The organism is Variovorax sp. FG153 (genome assembly GCF_057809595.1).
Map to the genome: position 1 here is coordinate 14,241 of NZ_JBMDKG010000020.1, position 16,577 is coordinate 30,817.

Annotated in this window: 16 protein-coding genes; 8 read left to right on the forward strand and 8 right to left on the reverse strand. The window is 72.2% G+C overall.

Annotated elements, in window-relative coordinates; all coding sequences use genetic code 11:
* Window positions 1-2 precede the first annotated feature (2 nt).
* The gene (recG, locus tag ACODT0_RS21335) at window positions 3-2,159 is read left to right on the forward strand and encodes an ATP-dependent DNA helicase RecG (RefSeq protein WP_489042213.1); all 2,157 of its coding nucleotides are present in this window, start codon (window positions 3-5) and stop codon (window positions 2,157-2,159) included.
* A gap of 25 nt (window positions 2,160-2,184) precedes the next feature.
* Here the strand turns inward: recG and ACODT0_RS21340 are convergent, their stop codons facing one another.
* Both ACODT0_RS21340 and ACODT0_RS21345 read right to left on the reverse strand, forming a co-directional pair.
* Entirely contained in the window at window positions 2,185-2,814 is a 630-nt protein-coding gene (locus ACODT0_RS21340) for a LysE family translocator (protein ID WP_208509744.1), read from the reverse strand.
* Window positions 2,815-2,873: 59 nt separating this feature from the next.
* Window positions 2,874-3,830, reverse strand: coding sequence for an AraC-like ligand-binding domain-containing protein (locus tag ACODT0_RS21345; protein WP_489042214.1), 957 nt, complete (start codon window positions 3,828-3,830; stop codon window positions 2,874-2,876).
* 270 nt (window positions 3,831-4,100) lie between these two features.
* Here ACODT0_RS21345 and ACODT0_RS21350 point away from each other — a divergent pair, with 270 nt between their 5' ends.
* From ACODT0_RS21350 to ACODT0_RS21375, 6 genes are read left to right on the forward strand one after another with little or no spacing between them, the layout of a single operon-like run.
* Window positions 4,101-5,234, forward strand: a complete 1,134-nt coding sequence (locus tag ACODT0_RS21350) for an amino acid ABC transporter substrate-binding protein (protein WP_261213089.1) — start codon at window positions 4,101-4,103, stop codon at window positions 5,232-5,234.
* Window positions 5,235-5,238: 4 nt separating this feature from the next.
* Complete coding sequence (locus ACODT0_RS21355) at window positions 5,239-6,114, forward strand: branched-chain amino acid ABC transporter permease (RefSeq protein WP_261212896.1); 876 nt, start codon at window positions 5,239-5,241, stop codon at window positions 6,112-6,114.
* Entirely contained in the window at window positions 6,111-7,043 is a 933-nt protein-coding gene (locus tag ACODT0_RS21360) for a branched-chain amino acid ABC transporter permease (RefSeq protein ID WP_398501664.1), read from the forward strand. The genes ACODT0_RS21355 and ACODT0_RS21360 overlap by 4 nt, the downstream gene beginning before the upstream one ends.
* Window positions 7,036-7,794 (forward strand): ABC transporter ATP-binding protein, encoded by a 759-nt coding sequence (locus tag ACODT0_RS21365; protein ID WP_489042215.1) that lies wholly within the window; start codon window positions 7,036-7,038, stop codon window positions 7,792-7,794. Before ACODT0_RS21360 ends, ACODT0_RS21365 begins: the two co-directional genes overlap by 8 nt.
* Window positions 7,791-8,516 (forward strand): ABC transporter ATP-binding protein, encoded by a 726-nt coding sequence (locus ACODT0_RS21370; RefSeq protein ID WP_489042216.1) that lies wholly within the window; start codon window positions 7,791-7,793, stop codon window positions 8,514-8,516. Before ACODT0_RS21365 ends, ACODT0_RS21370 begins: the two co-directional genes overlap by 4 nt.
* A gap of 30 nt (window positions 8,517-8,546) precedes the next feature.
* Complete coding sequence (locus tag ACODT0_RS21375; protein WP_489042217.1) at window positions 8,547-9,998, forward strand: aldehyde dehydrogenase; 1,452 nt, start codon at window positions 8,547-8,549, stop codon at window positions 9,996-9,998.
* A gap of 15 nt (window positions 9,999-10,013) precedes the next feature.
* Here ACODT0_RS21375 and ACODT0_RS21380 read toward each other — a convergent pair whose 3' ends face one another.
* The 3 genes from ACODT0_RS21380 to ACODT0_RS21390 form a co-directional block, all read right to left on the reverse strand.
* Entirely contained in the window at window positions 10,014-11,798 is a 1,785-nt protein-coding gene (locus ACODT0_RS21380; RefSeq protein ID WP_489042218.1) for a cytochrome c biogenesis protein DipZ, read from the reverse strand.
* A gap of 114 nt (window positions 11,799-11,912) precedes the next feature.
* Entirely contained in the window at window positions 11,913-13,286 is a 1,374-nt protein-coding gene (locus ACODT0_RS21385) for an ATP-binding protein (RefSeq protein ID WP_489042219.1), read from the reverse strand.
* A gap of 41 nt (window positions 13,287-13,327) precedes the next feature.
* Window positions 13,328-13,747, reverse strand: a complete 420-nt coding sequence (locus tag ACODT0_RS21390; protein WP_413762066.1) for an organic hydroperoxide resistance protein — start codon at window positions 13,745-13,747, stop codon at window positions 13,328-13,330.
* Window positions 13,748-14,013: 266 nt separating this feature from the next.
* On the opposite strand from ACODT0_RS21390, the gene ACODT0_RS21395 reads away from it, so the two are divergent.
* Window positions 14,014-14,754 carry a response regulator gene (locus ACODT0_RS21395; protein WP_057597879.1) on the forward strand — a complete coding sequence of 247 codons (741 nt, stop codon included), beginning with the start codon at window positions 14,014-14,016 and terminating at the stop codon, window positions 14,752-14,754.
* Here the strand turns inward: ACODT0_RS21395 and ACODT0_RS21400 are convergent.
* The 3 genes from ACODT0_RS21400 to ACODT0_RS21410 form a co-directional block, all read right to left on the reverse strand.
* Window positions 14,751-14,879, reverse strand: a complete 129-nt coding sequence (locus tag ACODT0_RS21400) for a hypothetical protein (protein WP_261212911.1) — start codon at window positions 14,877-14,879, stop codon at window positions 14,751-14,753. The genes ACODT0_RS21395 and ACODT0_RS21400 overlap by 4 nt on opposite strands.
* A gap of 1 nt (window position 14,880) precedes the next feature.
* Window positions 14,881-15,438, reverse strand: coding sequence for a thioredoxin family protein (locus ACODT0_RS21405; RefSeq protein WP_489042220.1), 558 nt, complete (start codon window positions 15,436-15,438; stop codon window positions 14,881-14,883).
* A gap of 135 nt (window positions 15,439-15,573) precedes the next feature.
* The gene (locus tag ACODT0_RS21410; RefSeq protein ID WP_489042221.1) at window positions 15,574-16,554 is read right to left on the reverse strand and encodes a tripartite tricarboxylate transporter substrate binding protein; all 981 of its coding nucleotides are present in this window, start codon (window positions 16,552-16,554) and stop codon (window positions 15,574-15,576) included.
* Window positions 16,555-16,577 lie beyond the last annotated feature (23 nt).

The window sequence follows — 16,577 nt, forward strand, 5'->3', positions numbered from 1 at the left end:
CCGTGCCCGCCAAGAAGAAAGCCTCCACACCCGCCGCCGCACCGGGCGCACCGGGCGCCGCCACGCCTGCACCCGCCGCTCCGGCCGGCCCACCGGGCAGCGGCCTCAGCGTCGTGCAGCGCGCGCTGCGCAAACTCGGCCTGGTGCGCGACATCGACTTCGCGCTCTACCTGCCGATGCGCTACGAGGACGAGACCCGGGTGGTGCGGCTGGCCGACACGCGCGACGGCGACACCGCGCAGATCGAGGGCGTGGTGACCGAAGCCGAGGTGGCCTACCGGCCGCGGCGCCAGCTCATCGTGACCATCGACGACGGCGGCGAGACCTGCCAGCTGCGCTTCTTCAACTTCTATCCCTCGCAGCAGAAGCAGCTCGCGGTGGGCGCGCGGGTGCGCGTGCGCGGCGAGGTGCGCGGCGGCTTCGTCGGGCGGCAGATGATGCATCCCACGGTCAAGGCCGCGGGCACCGCGCTGCCCGAGGCGCTCACGCCGGTCTATCCGACCGTGGCCGGCCTCGCGCAGCCGGTGCTGCGGCGCGAGGTGCGCTCGGGCCTCGCGCGCGCGGTGCTCGACGAGACCATCCCGGTGCAGATCGGCCTGCGCGGCGCCTGGGACCTGCGCGCCGCGCTGAGCTTCCTGCACTACCCGACGCCCGACGTGGCGATGGCCACGCTCGAGGACCACAGCCACCCGGCCTGGCAGCGCATCAAGGCCGAGGAGCTGCTGGCGCAGCAGCTGTCGCAGATGCAGGCGCGCATGGAGCGCGCGGCGCAGCGCGCGCCGATGCTCGACATGGCGGCCGCGCCGGTCGGCGGCAAGGGCTCGCTGCACGACGCGCTGCTGGCCGTGCTGCCCTTCGGCCTGACCGGCGCGCAGGCGCGCGTGGGCGAGGAGATCGCGCGCGACCTCGGGCGCGAGCTGCCGATGCACCGGCTGCTGCAGGGCGATGTGGGCTCGGGCAAGACGGTGGTGGCCGCGCTCGCGGCGGCGCGCTGCATCGACGCGGGCTTCCAGTGCGCGCTGATGGCGCCGACCGAGATCCTCGCGGCCCAGCATTTCGGCAAGCTGGTCGGCTGGCTCGATCCGCTGCTGGCCGAGCGCGGCCTGCGCGTGGCCTGGCTCACCGGCAGCCAGAAGAAGAAGGAGCGCGACGCCATGGGCGCGGCGGTCGAGAGCGGCGAGGCCGCGCTGGTGATCGGCACCCATGCCGTGATCTCCGAGAAGGTGCGCTTCCACAACCTCGCGCTGGCCATCATCGACGAGCAGCACCGCTTCGGCGTGGCGCAGCGGCTGGCGCTGCGCGGCAAGGCGCGCGACGAGCTCGAGCCGCACCTGCTGATGATGAGCGCCACGCCGATCCCGCGCACGCTCGCGATGAGCTACTACGCCGACCTCGACGTCTCCACGCTCGACGAGCTGCCGCCGGGCCGCACGCCGATCGTCACCCGGCTGGTGGCCGAGCACCGGCGCGACGAGGTGATCGCGCGCATCCAGTCGCAGATCGAGCAGGGCCGGCAGGTCTACTGGGTCTGCCCGCTGATCGAGGAGAGCGAGGCGGTCGACCTGCGCAACGCCACCGCCACGCGCGACGAGCTGGCCGACCTGCTCGGGCCGCAGGTCAACGTCGGCCTGCTGCATTCGCGCATGCCCACGGCCGAGAAGCAGGCGGTGATGGCGGCCTTCACCGCCAACCAGATGCACGTGCTGGTGAGCACCACGGTGATCGAGGTCGGCGTGGACGTGCCCAATGCCTCGCTGATGGTGATCGAGCATGCCGAGCGCTTCGGCCTGTCGCAGCTGCACCAGCTGCGCGGGCGCGTGGGCCGCGGCGCGGCGGCCTCGGCCTGCGTGCTGCTCTATGCGCCCGGCGACAGCGGCCGCGTCGGCGAGGCGGCGCGCGCGCGGCTGCGCGCGATGGCCGAGACCAGCGACGGCTTCGAGATCGCGCGCCGCGACCTCGAGATCCGCGGGCCCGGGGAGTTTCTCGGCGCGCGCCAGTCGGGCGCGCCGCTGCTGCGCTTCGCCGACCTCACGACCGACACGCTGCTGCTCGACTGGGCGCGCGAGCTCGCGCCGCGCATGCTCGAGCAGCATCCCGAGCTGGCGCGGCGGCACATCGACCGCTGGCTCGGCACCAAGGCCGAGTACCTGAAGGCTTGAAGCCGGAAGAGAGGGCGGGCGTCGATCAGCTCGGCCGCCGCGTCAACGCCAGCAGGCAGCCGAAGCCGATCATCATGCTGCCGCTCACGCGGTTGAACCAGCGCATCGCGCGGCTGCCGCCGGCCAGCCGGCGCATGCGCGCGCCGAGCAGCGCATAGAGCGCGATCGCCACCACCTCGAAGACCAGGAAGGTCAGGCCCAGCAGCAGGTAGCTCGAGGCATAGGCGCCCGGCACCACGAACTGCGGGAAGAAGGCGGTGAACACCAGGATCGCCTTCGGGTTGCCCGCGGCGACGGTGAACTCCTGCCGCACCAGCACGCGCATCGGCGGCGGGCCCGCGAGCTCGCGCGCCTGCTGCGCCAGTTCGGGCGCGGGCGCGCGCAGCAGCCGGATGCCGATCCACACGAGGTAGGCGGCGCCGATCCACTTGACGATGTCGAAGGCCAGCTCGGAGGCGACCAGCACCGCGCCCATGCCCAGGCCGGCGATCGCGATCATCAGCGCGAAGGCGACCAGGCGGCCGGCCGCTGCGGTCACGGCCTGCGCGATGCCGTAGCGCGCGCCGTTGCTCACCGAGAGCAGGTTGTTGGGGCCGAACGCCATGTTGATGGCGAAGCAGGCCGGCAGGAACAGCAGGTAGGCGGACAGGGTCATGGCGTCTGCGGTGGGGCGGGGGAGGCGACCATTATCCGCAGCGCCGCGGACCGCCGCCTTCAGCCGAGTGCCTGGCGCCGGAAATCGCTCGGGCTCAGGCCCGTGTGGGCGCGGAACACACGGCTGAAGTGCGAGAGGTTCACGAAGCCGGCCGCGAGCGCGATGGCGGTCACGGGCTCGGCCACGCGTGCCGGGTCGCGCAGCGCGCGGATGCTGGCGGCCAGCCGCTGCTGCTGGATGTAGCCCGCGAGCGTGTCCTCGCCATCGGCGAAGGCGCCGTGCAGCAGCCGCTTGCTGCAGCGCAGCGCCTGCGCGATGCCCTCGACCGACAGGGCCGGGTCGTGCAGGTTCTGCGCCACGTGGTGGCGGATGCGGTCGGCCAGCGCCTCGCGCTGGGTCTGCTGCGTGTGCTGGCCGGCCAGCTCCATCAGCGACAGCCGCACCAGCTGGATCAGCAGCTCGCCCGCGCCGCGCGCGGCCGCCTCGCTCATCGAGGGCAGCTCCTGGTAGGTGCTGCGCATGGTCTCGAGCGCCACGCGCGAGATGCCGCTGGTGCCGCCGATGCGCCGCGCCACCAGCTGCGCGAGCGGCAGCGAGGGCAGGGCCAGCTGTTCCTTGGGCAGCATCACGATCAGGTGGTCGCTGCGCTCGGGGTTGGCCACCGTGTAGTCGAGCGTGGTGTCGTAGAGCGTCCAGCCGCCCGAGCGCACCGCCGCCGCGCGGCCCTTCTGCACCACCTCGGCCGAGCCCTGCCAGGGCGCCACGATCTTCAGGTAGGCCGCGTCGCTCAGGCGCGCCATCCGCGCGGTGCGCAGCACCCGGTGGCGGTTGGCCTCCAGCCGCGTGAGGATCACGTCGCCCGCGCGCGAGGCCGCCAGGTGGCCGTCGAACGGCACCTCGTCGCCGTAGAGGTCGGAGCCCAGGCCGCCGAAGTGGCGGTACACCCACTCGCACCACGCCGGGCCGCGCTCGCGCGGCGGCACTTCGTCGGTCGACAGCAACTGCGATGCGGTCATGGCGCGGCGGGAGGCATTGGGGGTGGATGGGGCGCCCATTGTGGGCCGCGCGGGCGCCGCCTCGCCTTGCGGGTTAACCACTAGCCGGCTGCACGCTGGGACAAGCGCTTTGTGCACCGCCGGCACAGCGTTCGCGCGGTGCCGTTCCTACGATGCCGGGGCGCTCGCACCGGGCGCCGCATGACCCCCCGAACATCGAAGGAGACCGCCGTGTTCCACACCCCTCGCCGCCGCTGGATCCAGGGCGCCGCCGCGCTCGGCGCCGCCGCCATGGCGCCGCGCCTGTTCGCCCAGCAGGGCGCGCCGGTGCGCATCGGCTATGCCATCGCCCGCACCGGTCCCTGGGCCGCGGGCGCGCAGGTGAGCCAGGAGCCCAACTACCTGCTGTGGGCCGAGCAGGTCAACGCGGCCGGCGGCCTCGCGGTGAAGGGCGGCGCCAGGCGTCCGATCGAGCTGATCGGCTACGACGACCGCAGCGAGACCGAGACCTGCGTGCGCACCTTCGAGAAGCTCATGGGCAGCGACAAGGTCGACCTGGTGCTGCCGCCCTGGGGCTCGGGCGCCAACTTCGCGGTCGCGCCGCTGGCCAACCGCTTCGGCTACCCGCTGCTCGCGCCCACCGCGCTGTCGCGCAAGCTCATCGACATGCGGCTGCCCTACTTCTTCTCGCTGCTGCAGCAGCCCGACAAGATGATGGGCGCGCTGGTCGACCTGCTGGTGGCCCAGGGCGCGAAGACCGTGGCCATCGTCTACATGGACGACCTGTTCGGCCTCGAGAACTTCGCGGCGCTCAACAACGCGCTCAAGAAGACGCAGATCCAGGTGGTGGAGCGCAAGAGCTATCCGCTCGGCGTGAAGGACCTGGCGCCGGTGCTGCGCGGCATCAAGGACCTGAACCCCGATGCCTTCATCGGCATCACCTATCCGCCCGACACCATCCTCGCGAGCCGCCAGGCGCGCGAGGTGGGCTTCAACCCGAAGTTCTTCTATGCCTCGGTCGGCACCGCCTTCCAGTTGTACAAGAACGTGATGGCCGCCAACACCGAGGGCGTGATCGGCATGGGCTCGTGGAACGGCAAGACCAGCCCTGGCGCCAAGGCCTATTTCGACGCCCACACGAAGAAGTTCGGCAAGGAGCCCGACCGCTGGGCCAGCGGCCATGCCTGGGCCGGCCTCGAGATCCTGCAGCAGGCCGTGGCCAGCGTGGGGCTGGACCGCAAGGCGCTGCGCGAGCACATCGCGAAGACCGAGTTCGGGACCATCCTCGGGCCGATCCGCTTCGAGGGCAGCGAGAACGCCTCGGTGCCCGGCACCGTCGCGCAATGGCAGGGCGGCGAGTTCGAGGTCGTGTGGCCGAAGGACCGCGCCACCGCGCAGCTCGCGCCCAAGCCGGCCTGGAAGTAGCCGCATGTCCTTCGGAGGATGGGCCGAGCTGCTGGCCGGCGGATTGATCTCGGGCGGCATCTACGCGCTGGTGGCCATCGGCCTGAACCTGCAGTACGGGCTGATGCGCATCATGAACATCTCGCACGGCGAGTTCCTGATGCTCGGCGCCTTCCTGACCTGGTGGGCCCACACCGCGCTGGGCATCTCGCCGCTGCTGTTCGTGCCGGTGGCCTTCGCGCTGCTGATGGCGCTGGGCATGGCGGTGCACTGGCTGTGCTTTCGGCAGGTGGCGGCACGCGCGCCCAACGTCGAGGTGTTCGAGGCGCGCAGCCTGATGGTCGGCTTCGGCCTGATGTTCCTGGTGCAGAACACCGCGCTGCTGGTGTGGGGCGGCGACCTGCGCGGCTACGACTATCTGGCCGAGCCGGTGCAGCTCGGCGCGATGCGCTTCACGGCCAACAAGCTGGTGCTGTTCGGCGTGGCGCTCGCGCTGAGCCTGGTGCTGGTGGCGCTGCTCAAGCGCACCCTGCTGGGCAAGGCGGTGCGCGCGCTGATGCAGTCGCCCACCGGCGCGCAACTGGTCGGCATCAACACCCGGCGGCTGCATCCGCTGATGTTCGGCATCGGCCTGGGCCTCTCGGGCGTGGCCGGCGCGCTGCTGTCGATGACCTACGAGATCTCGCCCTCGATGGGCGAGCCCTACACAGTGACCGCGCTGATCGTCATCACGCTCGGCGGCTTCGGCAGCATCGCCGGCAGCCTGGTCGGCGGCCTGCTGCTCGGCGTGGTCGAGGCGCTGGGCATGTACTTCACCAGCCCCTCGCTCAAGATGCTGCTGTCGTACGCCGTGTTCATCGGCGTGCTGATCTGGCGGCCCAACGGATTGTTCTCGCGATGAGTTCCCTGTCCTCTTCTTCCGCGCGGCCGTGGCTGCTGCTCGGCGCCGCCGCCGCGCTCGCCGCCTGCGTGCCCTGGGTCGCCAGCGAGTTCCTGAGCTCGGTGGCGCTGGGCTGCCTGATGTACATCGCGCTGGCCACGAGCTGGTCGCTGTTCTGCGGCGCCACGCGCTACCTGTCGCTCGCCACCTCGGCCTTCTTCGGCCTCGGCGCCTATGCCAGCGCCGTGCTGCTCGACCTGCTGCCCTGGCCGCTGGTGATCCTCGGCGGCGCCGCCATCGCGAGCGCGGTCGCGCTGCTGATGGGCGCGGCCGTGCTGCACCTGCGCGGCACCTATTTCGCGGTGCTGACCTTCGGCATGACCGAGCTGATCCGGCATGCGCTGACCTTCGTCGAGAAGCAGGTCTCGGGCACCGTGGGCCGGGTGCTGACCGAGGTGCCGTCCAACGAGACGGTCTACCTCACGGTGCTCGCGATCGCCGTGCTGGCGATCGCCACCGCGATGGCCGTGAAGCGCAGCCGCTTCGGCCTCGCGCTCGCGGGCATCGGCGCCGACGAGCAGCGCGCCCAGACCCTGGGCGTGGACACGCGGCGCGTGAAGATCGCGGGCTTCGCGCTCACCGCGGCCTTCGCGGGCGCGGTCGGCGCGGCGATGGCGGTACGCTGGACCTACATCGAGCCGGCCGCCGTCTTCAGCCCCTTCATCGGCTTCCAGACCGTGCTGATCGCGATGATCGGCGGCGCCGCCAGCATCGGCGGGCCGGTGCTCGCCGCCGTGGTGTTCAGCGTGCTGTCCGAGACCCTGCGGCTGCAGCTGCCCTACGGCTACATGATGGTGCTCGGGCTGCTGCTGATCCTGTGCGTGATGTACCTGCCCGAGGGGCTGGCGTCGCTGTGGCGGCGCAAGGCGAAGGGAGCGCGCCATGTCTGAGGCCGCGCGACCCCTGCTGCTCGAGGCGCGCGAGGTCAGCGTGCGCTTCGGCGGCCTCACCGCCGTCGACGCGGTCAGCGTCGCGCTGCATGCCGGCGAACTGGTCGGCATCATCGGTCCCAACGGCGCGGGCAAGACCACCTTCTTCAACGCCATCTCGGGCGTGGTGATGCCCACCGGCGGGCAACTGCTGGTGGAGGGAGGCATCGACCTCACGCGCCGCGGCCCGCACCGCTTCGCCGCGCACGGCATCGCGCGCACCTTCCAGACGCCGCGCGTGATGGCCGGCATGAGCCTCGAAGACAACGTGCGTTTCGGCATGCAGTTCGCGGGCCGGCACCGCGCGCCGCTGCCGGGCCTCGCGAGCGTGGGGGAGATCCTCGACATGCTGGGCCTGGGCGCGCTCGGCGGGCGTTTCGCGGCCGAGGTCACGCCCTCGCAGCAGCGGCTGCTCGAGATCGGCATGGCGCTCGGCACGCGGCCGCGCGTGCTGCTGCTCGACGAGGTCGCGGCCGGGCTCACCGAGGCCGAGGTCGAGGCCATGGCGCGGCGCATCCGCCGGCTGCGCGACGCGCACGGGCTCACCGTGGTGTGGATCGAGCATGCGGTGACCACCCTGCTCAAGTACGTCGAGCGCGTGCTGGTGCTGCACCAGGGCCGCAAGATCGCCGACGGCACGCCCACCGAGGTGGTGCGCAACGCGGAGGTGATCGAGGCCTACCTGGGCGACGAGATGGAGGCCACGGCATGAGCGTTGCATCGAACGAAGGCAGCCGCCTCGCCGTGCGCGGCCTGCGCGCCGGCTACCACGGCTTCGAGGTGGTGCAGGGGCTCGACCTCGAGGCCGTGCCCGGCGTGACCGTGGTGCTGGGCCCCAACGGCGCCGGCAAGACCACGCTGCTGAAGGCGCTGGCCGGCCTGCTGCCGCGCCGCGGCGAGGCGCTGCTCGACGGCGTGGCGCTGCTCTCGGGCGACGCCACCGCCTGCGTGCGCCGCGGCATGGCGCTGGTGGCCGAGGGCCGCCAGCTGTTCGCGCAGATGACGGTGACCGAGAACCTCGAGCTCGGCGGCTGGCTGGTGCCGGCCGCGCTGCGCGCCGAGCGGCTGGCGCGCGCCTTCGACGACTTCCCGCGGCTGCGCGAGCGTGCGAAGCAGCTGGCCGGCACCATGAGCGGTGGCGAGCAGCAGATGGTGGCGGTGGCGCGCGCCATGATGAGCGGGCCGCGCCTCCTGATGCTCGACGAGCCCTCGCTGGGCCTCGCGCCGCGCATGGTCGACGAGCTGCTGGCCATCGTGCGCCGCATCGCGGACCAGGGCGTGACCGTGCTGATGGTCGAGCAGAACGTGCGCAAGGCGCTGCAGGCCGCCGATCGCGGCTACGTGCTCGAGCGCGGCCGCATCGTGGCCGCGGGCGAGGCCCGCGCGCTGCTCGATTCCGACGCGGTGCGCCAGGCCTACCTCGGCGTCGCCTGAACCTTCTTTCTTCCAGCCAAGGACTTTCCCATGACCGACATCCTCATGTGCATCGGCGGCGAACGCCGTCCGGCCGAAGGCGGCGCCGTCTTCGAGCGCCGCAACCCGCTCGATGGCGCCGTCGCCACGCGCGCCCCCGCCGCCACCGCGCGCGATGCCGTCGCCGCGGTCGAGGCCGCGCAACGAGCGTTCGGCGCCTGGTCGCAGACCGGCCCCGGCGAGCGCCGCGCGCTGCTGCTGAAGGCCGCGCAGGCGATCGAGGCGCGCCACGACGACTTCGTGCAGGCGATGGCGCGCGAGACCGGCGCCTCGGCGCTGTGGGCCGGTTTCAATGTGCACCTCGCGGCCGGGCTGCTGACCGAGGCGGCCGCGCTCACCACCCAGATCGGCGGCGAGGTGATTCCCTCCGACGTGCCCGGCAGCCTCGCGATGGGCGTGCGCCAGGCGGCCGGCGTGGTGCTCGGCATCGCGCCGTGGAACGCGCCCGTCATCCTCGGCGTGCGCGCGCTCGCCACGCCGCTGGCCTGCGGCAACACGGTGGTGTTCAAGGGCTCGGAGCTGTGCCCGCAGACCCATGCGCTGATCGTCGATGCGCTGCACGACGCCGGCCTGCCGCCGGGCACGGTGAACTTCGTGACCAACGCGCCGGCCGACGCGGCCGAGGTGGTCGACGCGATCGTCGCGCACCCGGCGGTGCGGCGCGTCAACTTCACGGGTTCCACGCGCGTGGGCCGGCTGATCGCGCAGACCTGCGCGCGCCACCTCAAGCCCGCCGTGCTCGAACTCGGCGGCAAGGCGCCCTTCGTGGTGCTCGACGATGCCGACATCGACGCCGCGGTCGATGCCGCCGTGTTCGGCGCCTTCGCCAACTCGGGCCAGATCTGCATGTCGACCGAGCGCATCGTGCTCGACGCGCGCATCGCCGACGAGTTCGTTGCGAAGTTCGCGGCGCGCGCGAAGAGCCTGCCGCTCGGCGACCCGCGCGAGGGCCCGGTGGTGCTGGGCTCGGTGGTCGACATGGCGACCGTGGAGCGCTGCAACGCGCTGATCGACGACGCGCTGGCCCAGGGCGCGGTGCTGGTCTGCGGCGGTCGCGCCGAAAACACGCTGATGCCGGCCACCGTGCTCGACCGCGTGACGCCCGCGATGCGCGTCTACGGCGAGGAGACCTTCGGTCCGCTCAAGGCCATCGTGCGCGTGGCCGATACCGAGGCAGCGATCGCCACCGCCAACGACAACGCCTTCGGCCTCTCGTCGGCCGTGTTCGGCCGCGACATCGCGCGCGCCTGGAACGTGGCGCGCCGCATCGAGGCCGGCATCTGCCACGTCAACGGGCCCACGGTGCACGACGAGGCGCAGATGCCCTTCGGCGGCGTGAAGGCCTCGGGCTACGGCCGCTTCGGCGGCAAGGCCGGCGTGGAGGCCTTCACCGAGCTGCGCTGGCTCACGGTGCAGACCACGCCGCGGCACTACCCGTTCTGAGGCATCGCCCCGGCTTCAGCCGAAAGTGAAGACATAGGCCTGCGCGCCGGGGTCGAGGAACTCGATCTCGAACAGCCGCTCGCGCGCGCCCTGCTGCTGGCGCACCAGCTGGTAGAGCCGCTGCGCGTCGACCGTGCCCTGCCCTTGCGCGTCGGTGTCGAAGCCGTGGTCGGCCAGGGGCGGCTGGCCGTCGATGCGCACGCGGAAGCGCACCGGCTTGCCGTCGGCCGCGGGACCGAGCACCAGGTGCAGGTCGCGCGCCTGGAAGCGGTAGGCGATGCGCCCGCCCGGGCGCGCGAGCACCGCGCGCTCGGCATCGACCGCCCAGTCGCCCGCCAGTGCCCACTGGTTGAGGCGCAGCGCGGCCGGCGCCTGGTAGGTGTGGGTGCGGCCCGCGACCAGCCCGCCCGGCGAGGCGAAGCCCTCGGCGCGTTCCTGGCCGATGTAGGTCTCGCCCGAGCGCACGGGCTTGGTGCCGGGCGCGGCCTGCGTGCCCAGGCCCTGTGGCGCGACCAGCCCCGCGGCCGCCACGCGCGTTTGCCCGGCCTCGGCCAGCAGCTGCTGGATCACCTGCTCCGACTTCGCGTACTGGCCCTCGCCGGACAGCTGGTGGCGGATGCGCCCCTGCGCGTCGACGAAGTAGAAGGCCGGCCAGGCCTGGTTGCCGAAGGCGCGCCAGATCGCATAGTCGCTGTCGACCGCGACCGGGAAGCCGATCTCGAGGTCCTTCACCGCGCGGCGCACGTTGGCCGGGCGCTTCTCGAACGCGAACTCGGGCGTGTGCACGCCCACCACCACGAGGCCGGCGTCCTTGTACTTCTCGGCCCAGGCGCGCAGGTAGGGCAGGGTGCGCAGGCAGTTGATGCAGGAGTAGGTCCAGAAGTCGACCAGCACCACCTTGCCGCGCAGCGCCTCGGGCGTGAGCGGCGGCGAGTTGATCCATTCGGCGGCGCCGGCCAGCGCGGGGAACGGGCCCTGGTCGCGCAGGGGGCGCGGCGTGAAGGCGGGGGCGGGCGCGGGGGCTTCGGCGCTGGTCAGCATCAGGCCGCCGCGGTCCTGGCGCGCGGACTGCGGCACGGCGGGCTTCGGCGGGCCGAGGCGGTCGAGCAGCGCCTGTTCGAGCGCCGTGGTGCCGCCGCCCGAGAGCCGGCTCAGCAGGCCGGTGTCCAGCCCGAGCGCGATCGCGCCCACGCCCGCGAGCACCGCGGCGCCGGCCGCGCGGCGCAGCCATTCGCCGGTGCGCAGCGAGGCCTTCATGCGCGCGAACATCCGGTGGCCGAACAGCAGCGCACCCGCCAGCGAGGTGCAGGCGCCGGCCGCGTAGGCCAGGAGCAGCAGCGAGGTGCCGGCGCTGGCGCCGTTGAGCGCGGCGCCGGTCAGGATCAGGCCCAGGATCGGCCCCGCGCAGGGCGCCCACAGCAGGCCCGTGCCCACGCCCAGCAGCAGCGGCGAGAACACCGAGCCGCCGGTGGGCGCGTCGGCCAGCCGCAAACCGAGTGCCACCAGCGGCCGGCTCAGCCGGTCGGCCAGCGCGGGCAGCAGCAGCGTGAGGCCGAACAGCGCGAGCAGCGCGATCGCCGCGTAGCGCCCCCACTCGTTGAGCGCCACCACCCAGCCGCCGCCCACGGCCGCGAGGGTGGCGACGGCCGCGAAGGCCAGCGCCATGCCCGCGAGCATCGGCAGGCCGTGCGAGCGGAACGGGCGGTCGGCGCGCGCGAACACGAAGGGCAGCACCGGCAGGATGCAGGGGCTCAGGATGGTGAGCACCCCGCCGAGGTAGGCAACGATGAGAACGAGCATGGTGGCGCTCCTGGTTGGGTCGTGGATGGATCGATGGAAAAGGGGCGTGCGCATCCCCCGCGGCCTCGCGTCGCGGGGCCGCCGTCGGATGTCGCCGTGGTGGTTCGTGTGCGCTCAGTCGCCCGGCGCGGGCCGCGTGCCCAGCAGCAGGCTGGCCTCGAGCCCCCCCTCGGGCCGGTTGGCCAGCCGCAGCTGCGCGCCCATCGCGGTCGCGAGCTGCTGGGCGATCGCCAGGCCCAGGCCGGTGCCGCCGGTGTCGCGGTTGCGCGAGCTCTCGACGCGGTAGAAGGGCTTGAGCACCGCGTCGAGCTCGTCGGCCGGGATGCCCGGGCCGTTGTCGACCACCGCGATGCGCAGCTGGCCGCCCGCGGCCTCGGGCTGCACGCGCACGCTGACCTCGGTGCCGAACTTGAGCGCGTTGTCGATCAGGTTGGCGAGGATGCGGCGCAGTGCGTTGGGCCGGGTCACGATCGGCGTGCCGGCACGGCCCTCGAGCCCCACCGGCTGGCCCGCGTCCTCGTAGTCAGCGAGCATGCTCTGCACGAGCGCATCGGCATCCACGCGCAGCGGCGGCTCGGTCGCGCCGTGCAGCGTGCGCGCATAGGTCACGCCCTCGCGCACCAGCGACTTCATCGCATCGAGGTCCTGGCGGAACTTGTCGCGCTCGGGCGTGGCGTCCATCAGCTCGGTGCGCAGCCGCATGCGCGTGATCGGCGTCTGCAGGTCGTGCGAGATCGCGGCCAGGATCTCGACGCGCTCCGACATGTAGCCCGAGATGCGCTGCTGCATCGCGTTGAAGGCGCGCGCGGCATGGGCCACCTCGCTCGGGCCGTGCTCGTCGAGCGGCCGGCCCTTGAGGTCGGGCCCGAGCTCGTCGGCCGCGCTCGCGAGCTGCGCCAGCGGCCGCGTGACCAGCCGCACCGCGGCCCAGGCGCACAACGCGAGCACCAGCAGCTGGACCGCCATGCCCCACATCAGCCAGGGCGACATCGGCATGTCGACGCGGCGCGCATGCACGATCAGCGCCGAGCCGTCGTGCAGCCGCACCTGGATCTCCAGGCCGCCGGCGGGGTTGCCGACCTCGCCGATCTTCACGATCTCGAACGGGCGCATGGCTTCCATGATGGCCTCGCCGAACTGGCGCAGCGAGGCCGAGGCCGGTGTGCCGCCGCCGGCCTCGCCGCCGAGCGTGAAGTGGTAGTTGCGCCGCTCCAGCCGCGCCAGCCAGTCCGCGCGCTCGCCGGCCGGCAGGCGGTCGAGCAGTGCCACCGAGCTCGCGATGTCGCGCTCGATGCCGATCATCATCAGCTCGCGCATCGCGAGGCCGCGCTCGTAGTCGATCGCGCCGAAGGTCAGGGCCTGCGCGATCGCGAGGCCGACCACGATGATCAGCGTGACGCGCGCGAACAGCGAGCGCGGGACCAGCCGGCGCAGCCCGCGGCGGACGGGGGCGGCCTGGCTGGCGGCGGGGCTGGCGGGGGTGGACATGGACGCCTTTATAGACGGACGGAGGAGGGCACCGGCGCGGCTCAGACCAGGCGCAGCGTCACGTCGATGTTGCCGCGCGTGGCCTTCGAGTACGGGCAGGTCTGGTGCGCCGCGTCGACCAGGCCCTGGGCCACCTCGCGGTCCAGGCCCGGGATGCTCACCTCGAGCCGGGCCTGCAGGAAGTAGCCGCCCGTGCCGCTGCCGAGGTCGACCTCGGCGTTCACGCTGAGGTCGGCCGGCAGCGCGATCTTCTGCTTCGCGGCGGCCAGGCCCATCGCGCCGATGAAGCAGGCCGACCAGCCGGCCGCGAACAGCTGCTCGGGGTTGGTGCCCTGGCCGGCGGAGCCGGGCGAGGACAGCTGGATGTCGAGCCGGCCGTCGCTGCTGCGCGCGCTGCCGTCGCGGCCGCCGGAGGTGGTGTGGGTCTTGCCGGTGTAGAGGACCTTGTCGATCTGGCTCATGGTGGTTCCTTGGATGGATGAAGAAGGGTCTGTTCGTCGAACGGAACGGATTCTTGGGCCGCGACCATCCCCGCGGCGCGCCTTGCGTATGCCTGTGTATCCGCGCGAAAAACGCACACAGTACGTTTCACGTCCCCGGGCGCAGCCAGCCCCGAATGCAACGGCATGTGGCGCCGCGCCGCGCCGGATACTTGGACATACAAAAGCCGCTGGCGCGCGCCGGCCGGCGGCTACATTGCGCTGCACGACAACCCAGAGACCGCGCCATGAACACCAGGCCCTCCGACCACATCCTCATCGTCGACGACGACCGGGAGATCCGCGAACTGCTGAGCACCTACCTGGTGAAGAACGGCCTGCGCGTGGTGGCGGTGCCGACCGGGCGCCACATGCGCGCGGCGCTCGAGGACTCGGGGCCCTTCGACCTGATCATCCTCGACCTGATGCTGCCGGGCGAGGACGGCCTGACGCTGTGCCGCGACCTGCGCACCGGCAAGTACAAGGCCACGCCGATCCTGATGCTGACCGCGCGCAGCGAGGAGGCCGACCGCATCCTGGGCCTGGAGATGGGCGCCGACGACTACCTGGCCAAGCCCTTCTCGGCGCGCGAGCTGCTCGCGCGCATCCGCTCGGTGATGCGCCGCACCCGCATGCTGCCGCCCAACATGGGCTCGGCCGAGGCCGCGCGCAAGCTGGTGTTCGGCGAATGGCAGGTCGATACGGTGGAGCGCCACCTGCTCGACGAGAGCGGCACCATGGTCGCGCTCAGCGGCGCCGAGTACCGGCTGCTGCGCGTGTTCCTCGACCATCCGCAGAAGGTGCTGAGCCGCGACCAACTGCTGAGCCTGACCCAGGGCCGCGAGGCCGAGCTGTTCGAGCGCTCGATCGACCTGCTGGTGAGCCGGCTGCGCCAGCGCCTGCGCGACGATGCGCGCGAGCCGCGCTACCTGAAGACGGTGCGCAGCGAGGGCTACGTGCTGGCCGCGGCGGTCGAGGCGCGCGACTAGGCGCCTTTTCGTTTCGAAGGACCCGTCGCCGAGCGGGTCGAGATGCATTGGCAGTTCGTCGGCTGGCGGACTTCGTGCGCGAAGCCGCCCGCGAGGAACAGCAGGGCGAACCAGAGCTTCTTCATCTCAGGACGCCGGCGCGGGTTCGGCCAGCAGCGCCTGGATCTTCTTTTCGGTCGTGCCGTAGCTGCCCTCGCCGAAGTGCGAATAGACGATGCGGCCCTGCTTGTCGATCAGGTAGACGGCCGGCCAGTACTGGTTGCGGAAGGCCTTCCAGGTGCCATAGCTGTTGTCCTGCGCCACCGCGTGGCGGATCTGCAGGCGCTGGATCGCGTCCTTCACGTTCTGCGTCGACTTCTCGTAGGCGAACTCGGGCGTGTGCACGCCGACCACGACCAGCCCCTGGTCCTTGTACTTCGCGTCCCAGTCCTTGACGTAGGGCAGGTGGTTCAGGCAGTTGATGCAGGTGTAGGTCCAGAAGTCGACCAGCACCACCTTGCCGCGCAGCGCGGCCATGTCCAGCGGCGGCGAGTTGAGCCAGGTGTCGATGTGGGTGAAGGCCGGCGCGGGCGCGGCCTGCGAGGAGGGGATGTCGCCGCCGCCGGGCGGCGCGGCGAGGGTGACGAAAGCCACCGAGGCGGCGATGGCGGCGGCGATGGCGAGCGGTGCGGCGGGGATGCGCATGGCGGTTCCTTCGGGTGAGAAAGAGGCGGTGGAAGAATCGATGCGGCGATTCTTCGATGCCCGCCGCCGCTGCCGCGCGCGCTGCGTATGCCTGTGTATCCGTGGGGCGCAAGCCGCACAGTACGTTGCACGCTGCTAGCTGTTGAGCGTGAACCCCGTCTGCTTCACCACCGCCTGCCAGCGCGCGATCTCGTCGTTCAGGTGCCTCGCGAAGGCCTGGCTGCCGCGCGGCATCGGGTCGATGAAGGCATCGGCCAGCCGGGCCTTGACCTCGGGCAGGTCGAGCACCTTGGCGAGCGCGGCGTTCAGGCGCTGCTGCACGTCGGCGGGCGTCTTCGCGGGCACCATGAGGCCGTACCAGACGCTGCCGACGATGCCGGGCGCGCTCTCGGAGAAGGTCTGCACCTGCGGCAGCTTGGGATCGCGCGCCGTGCTCGCGATGGCGAGCACCTTGAGCCGCTTCGCCTCGATGTGCGGCATGCAGGCCGGCACCGAGTTGATCACCATCGGCACCTGGCCGCCGATGGCATCGGTCAGCGCGAGCGCGCCGCCCTTGTAGGGCACGTGCACCAGCTCCATCCCGGTCTTGAGCTTGAGCAGCTCGTAGAGCAGGTGCGGCGCCGAGCCCTGGCCCGGCGTGCCGACGCCGTACTGGCGCACCTGCTCGCGCGGCAGCGCCAGCAGCTCCTTGAGCGAGTTGGCGGGGAACGACGGATGTGCCACCAGCAGTTGCGGCGAGGAGCCGATCAGCGTGAGCGGCGCGAAGTCCCGGATCGAATCGAAGGGCAGCCGCGGCTGCACCGCCGCGTTGGTGGCGTGCGCGGCATCGGCGATCAGCAGCGTGTAGCCGTCGGCCGCGCTCTTGGCCACGGCATCGGTGCCGATCATGGCGGAGGCGCCGGCCTTGTTGTCGACGATGACGTTCCAGCCGCTGGACTCGGTCAGCTTCTGCGCCACCAGGCGCCCGACCACGTCGGAGCCGCCACCGGGCGCATAGGGCACGACCAAGCGGATCGGGCGGCTCGGGTAGTCATTGGCGAAGGCGGGGCGGCCGAGCGACAGGGCCGCGGCCGAGAGGGAGGTGGCGACGAAGTCGCGGCGGGACAGGGTGGGCATGGTGGATCTCCTGGAAGGGGGCG

Excerpts from the sequence above, each read along its gene's own strand:
- ACODT0_RS21395 (WP_057597879.1), top strand. The coding sequence starts at position 14,014 with ATGAACACCAGGCCCTCCGACCACATCCTCATCGTCGACGACGACCGG.
- ACODT0_RS21340 (WP_208509744.1), bottom strand. The coding sequence starts at position 2,814 with ATGACCCTGTCCGCCTACCTGCTGTTCCTGCCGGCCTGCTTCGCCATC.
- ACODT0_RS21370 (WP_489042216.1), top strand. The coding sequence starts at position 7,791 with ATGAGCGTTGCATCGAACGAAGGCAGCCGCCTCGCCGTGCGCGGCCTG.
- ACODT0_RS21355 (WP_261212896.1), top strand. The coding sequence starts at position 5,239 with ATGTCCTTCGGAGGATGGGCCGAGCTGCTGGCCGGCGGATTGATCTCG.
- ACODT0_RS21345 (WP_489042214.1), bottom strand. The coding sequence starts at position 3,830 with ATGACCGCATCGCAGTTGCTGTCGACCGACGAAGTGCCGCCGCGCGAG.
- ACODT0_RS21410 (WP_489042221.1), bottom strand. The coding sequence starts at position 16,554 with ATGCCCACCCTGTCCCGCCGCGACTTCGTCGCCACCTCCCTCTCGGCC.
- ACODT0_RS21405 (WP_489042220.1), bottom strand. The coding sequence starts at position 15,438 with ATGCGCATCCCCGCCGCACCGCTCGCCATCGCCGCCGCCATCGCCGCC.
- ACODT0_RS21400 (WP_261212911.1), bottom strand. The coding sequence starts at position 14,879 with ATGAAGAAGCTCTGGTTCGCCCTGCTGTTCCTCGCGGGCGGCTTCGCG.
- ACODT0_RS21375 (WP_489042217.1), top strand. The coding sequence starts at position 8,547 with ATGACCGACATCCTCATGTGCATCGGCGGCGAACGCCGTCCGGCCGAA.
- ACODT0_RS21360 (WP_398501664.1), top strand. The coding sequence starts at position 6,111 with ATGAGTTCCCTGTCCTCTTCTTCCGCGCGGCCGTGGCTGCTGCTCGGC.
- ACODT0_RS21385 (WP_489042219.1), bottom strand. The coding sequence starts at position 13,286 with ATGTCCACCCCCGCCAGCCCCGCCGCCAGCCAGGCCGCCCCCGTCCGC.
- ACODT0_RS21350 (WP_261213089.1), top strand. The coding sequence starts at position 4,101 with ATGGCGCCGCGCCTGTTCGCCCAGCAGGGCGCGCCGGTGCGCATCGGC.
- ACODT0_RS21390 (WP_413762066.1), bottom strand. The coding sequence starts at position 13,747 with ATGAGCCAGATCGACAAGGTCCTCTACACCGGCAAGACCCACACCACC.
- ACODT0_RS21365 (WP_489042215.1), top strand. The coding sequence starts at position 7,036 with ATGTCTGAGGCCGCGCGACCCCTGCTGCTCGAGGCGCGCGAGGTCAGC.
- ACODT0_RS21380 (WP_489042218.1), bottom strand. The coding sequence starts at position 11,798 with ATGCTCGTTCTCATCGTTGCCTACCTCGGCGGGGTGCTCACCATCCTG.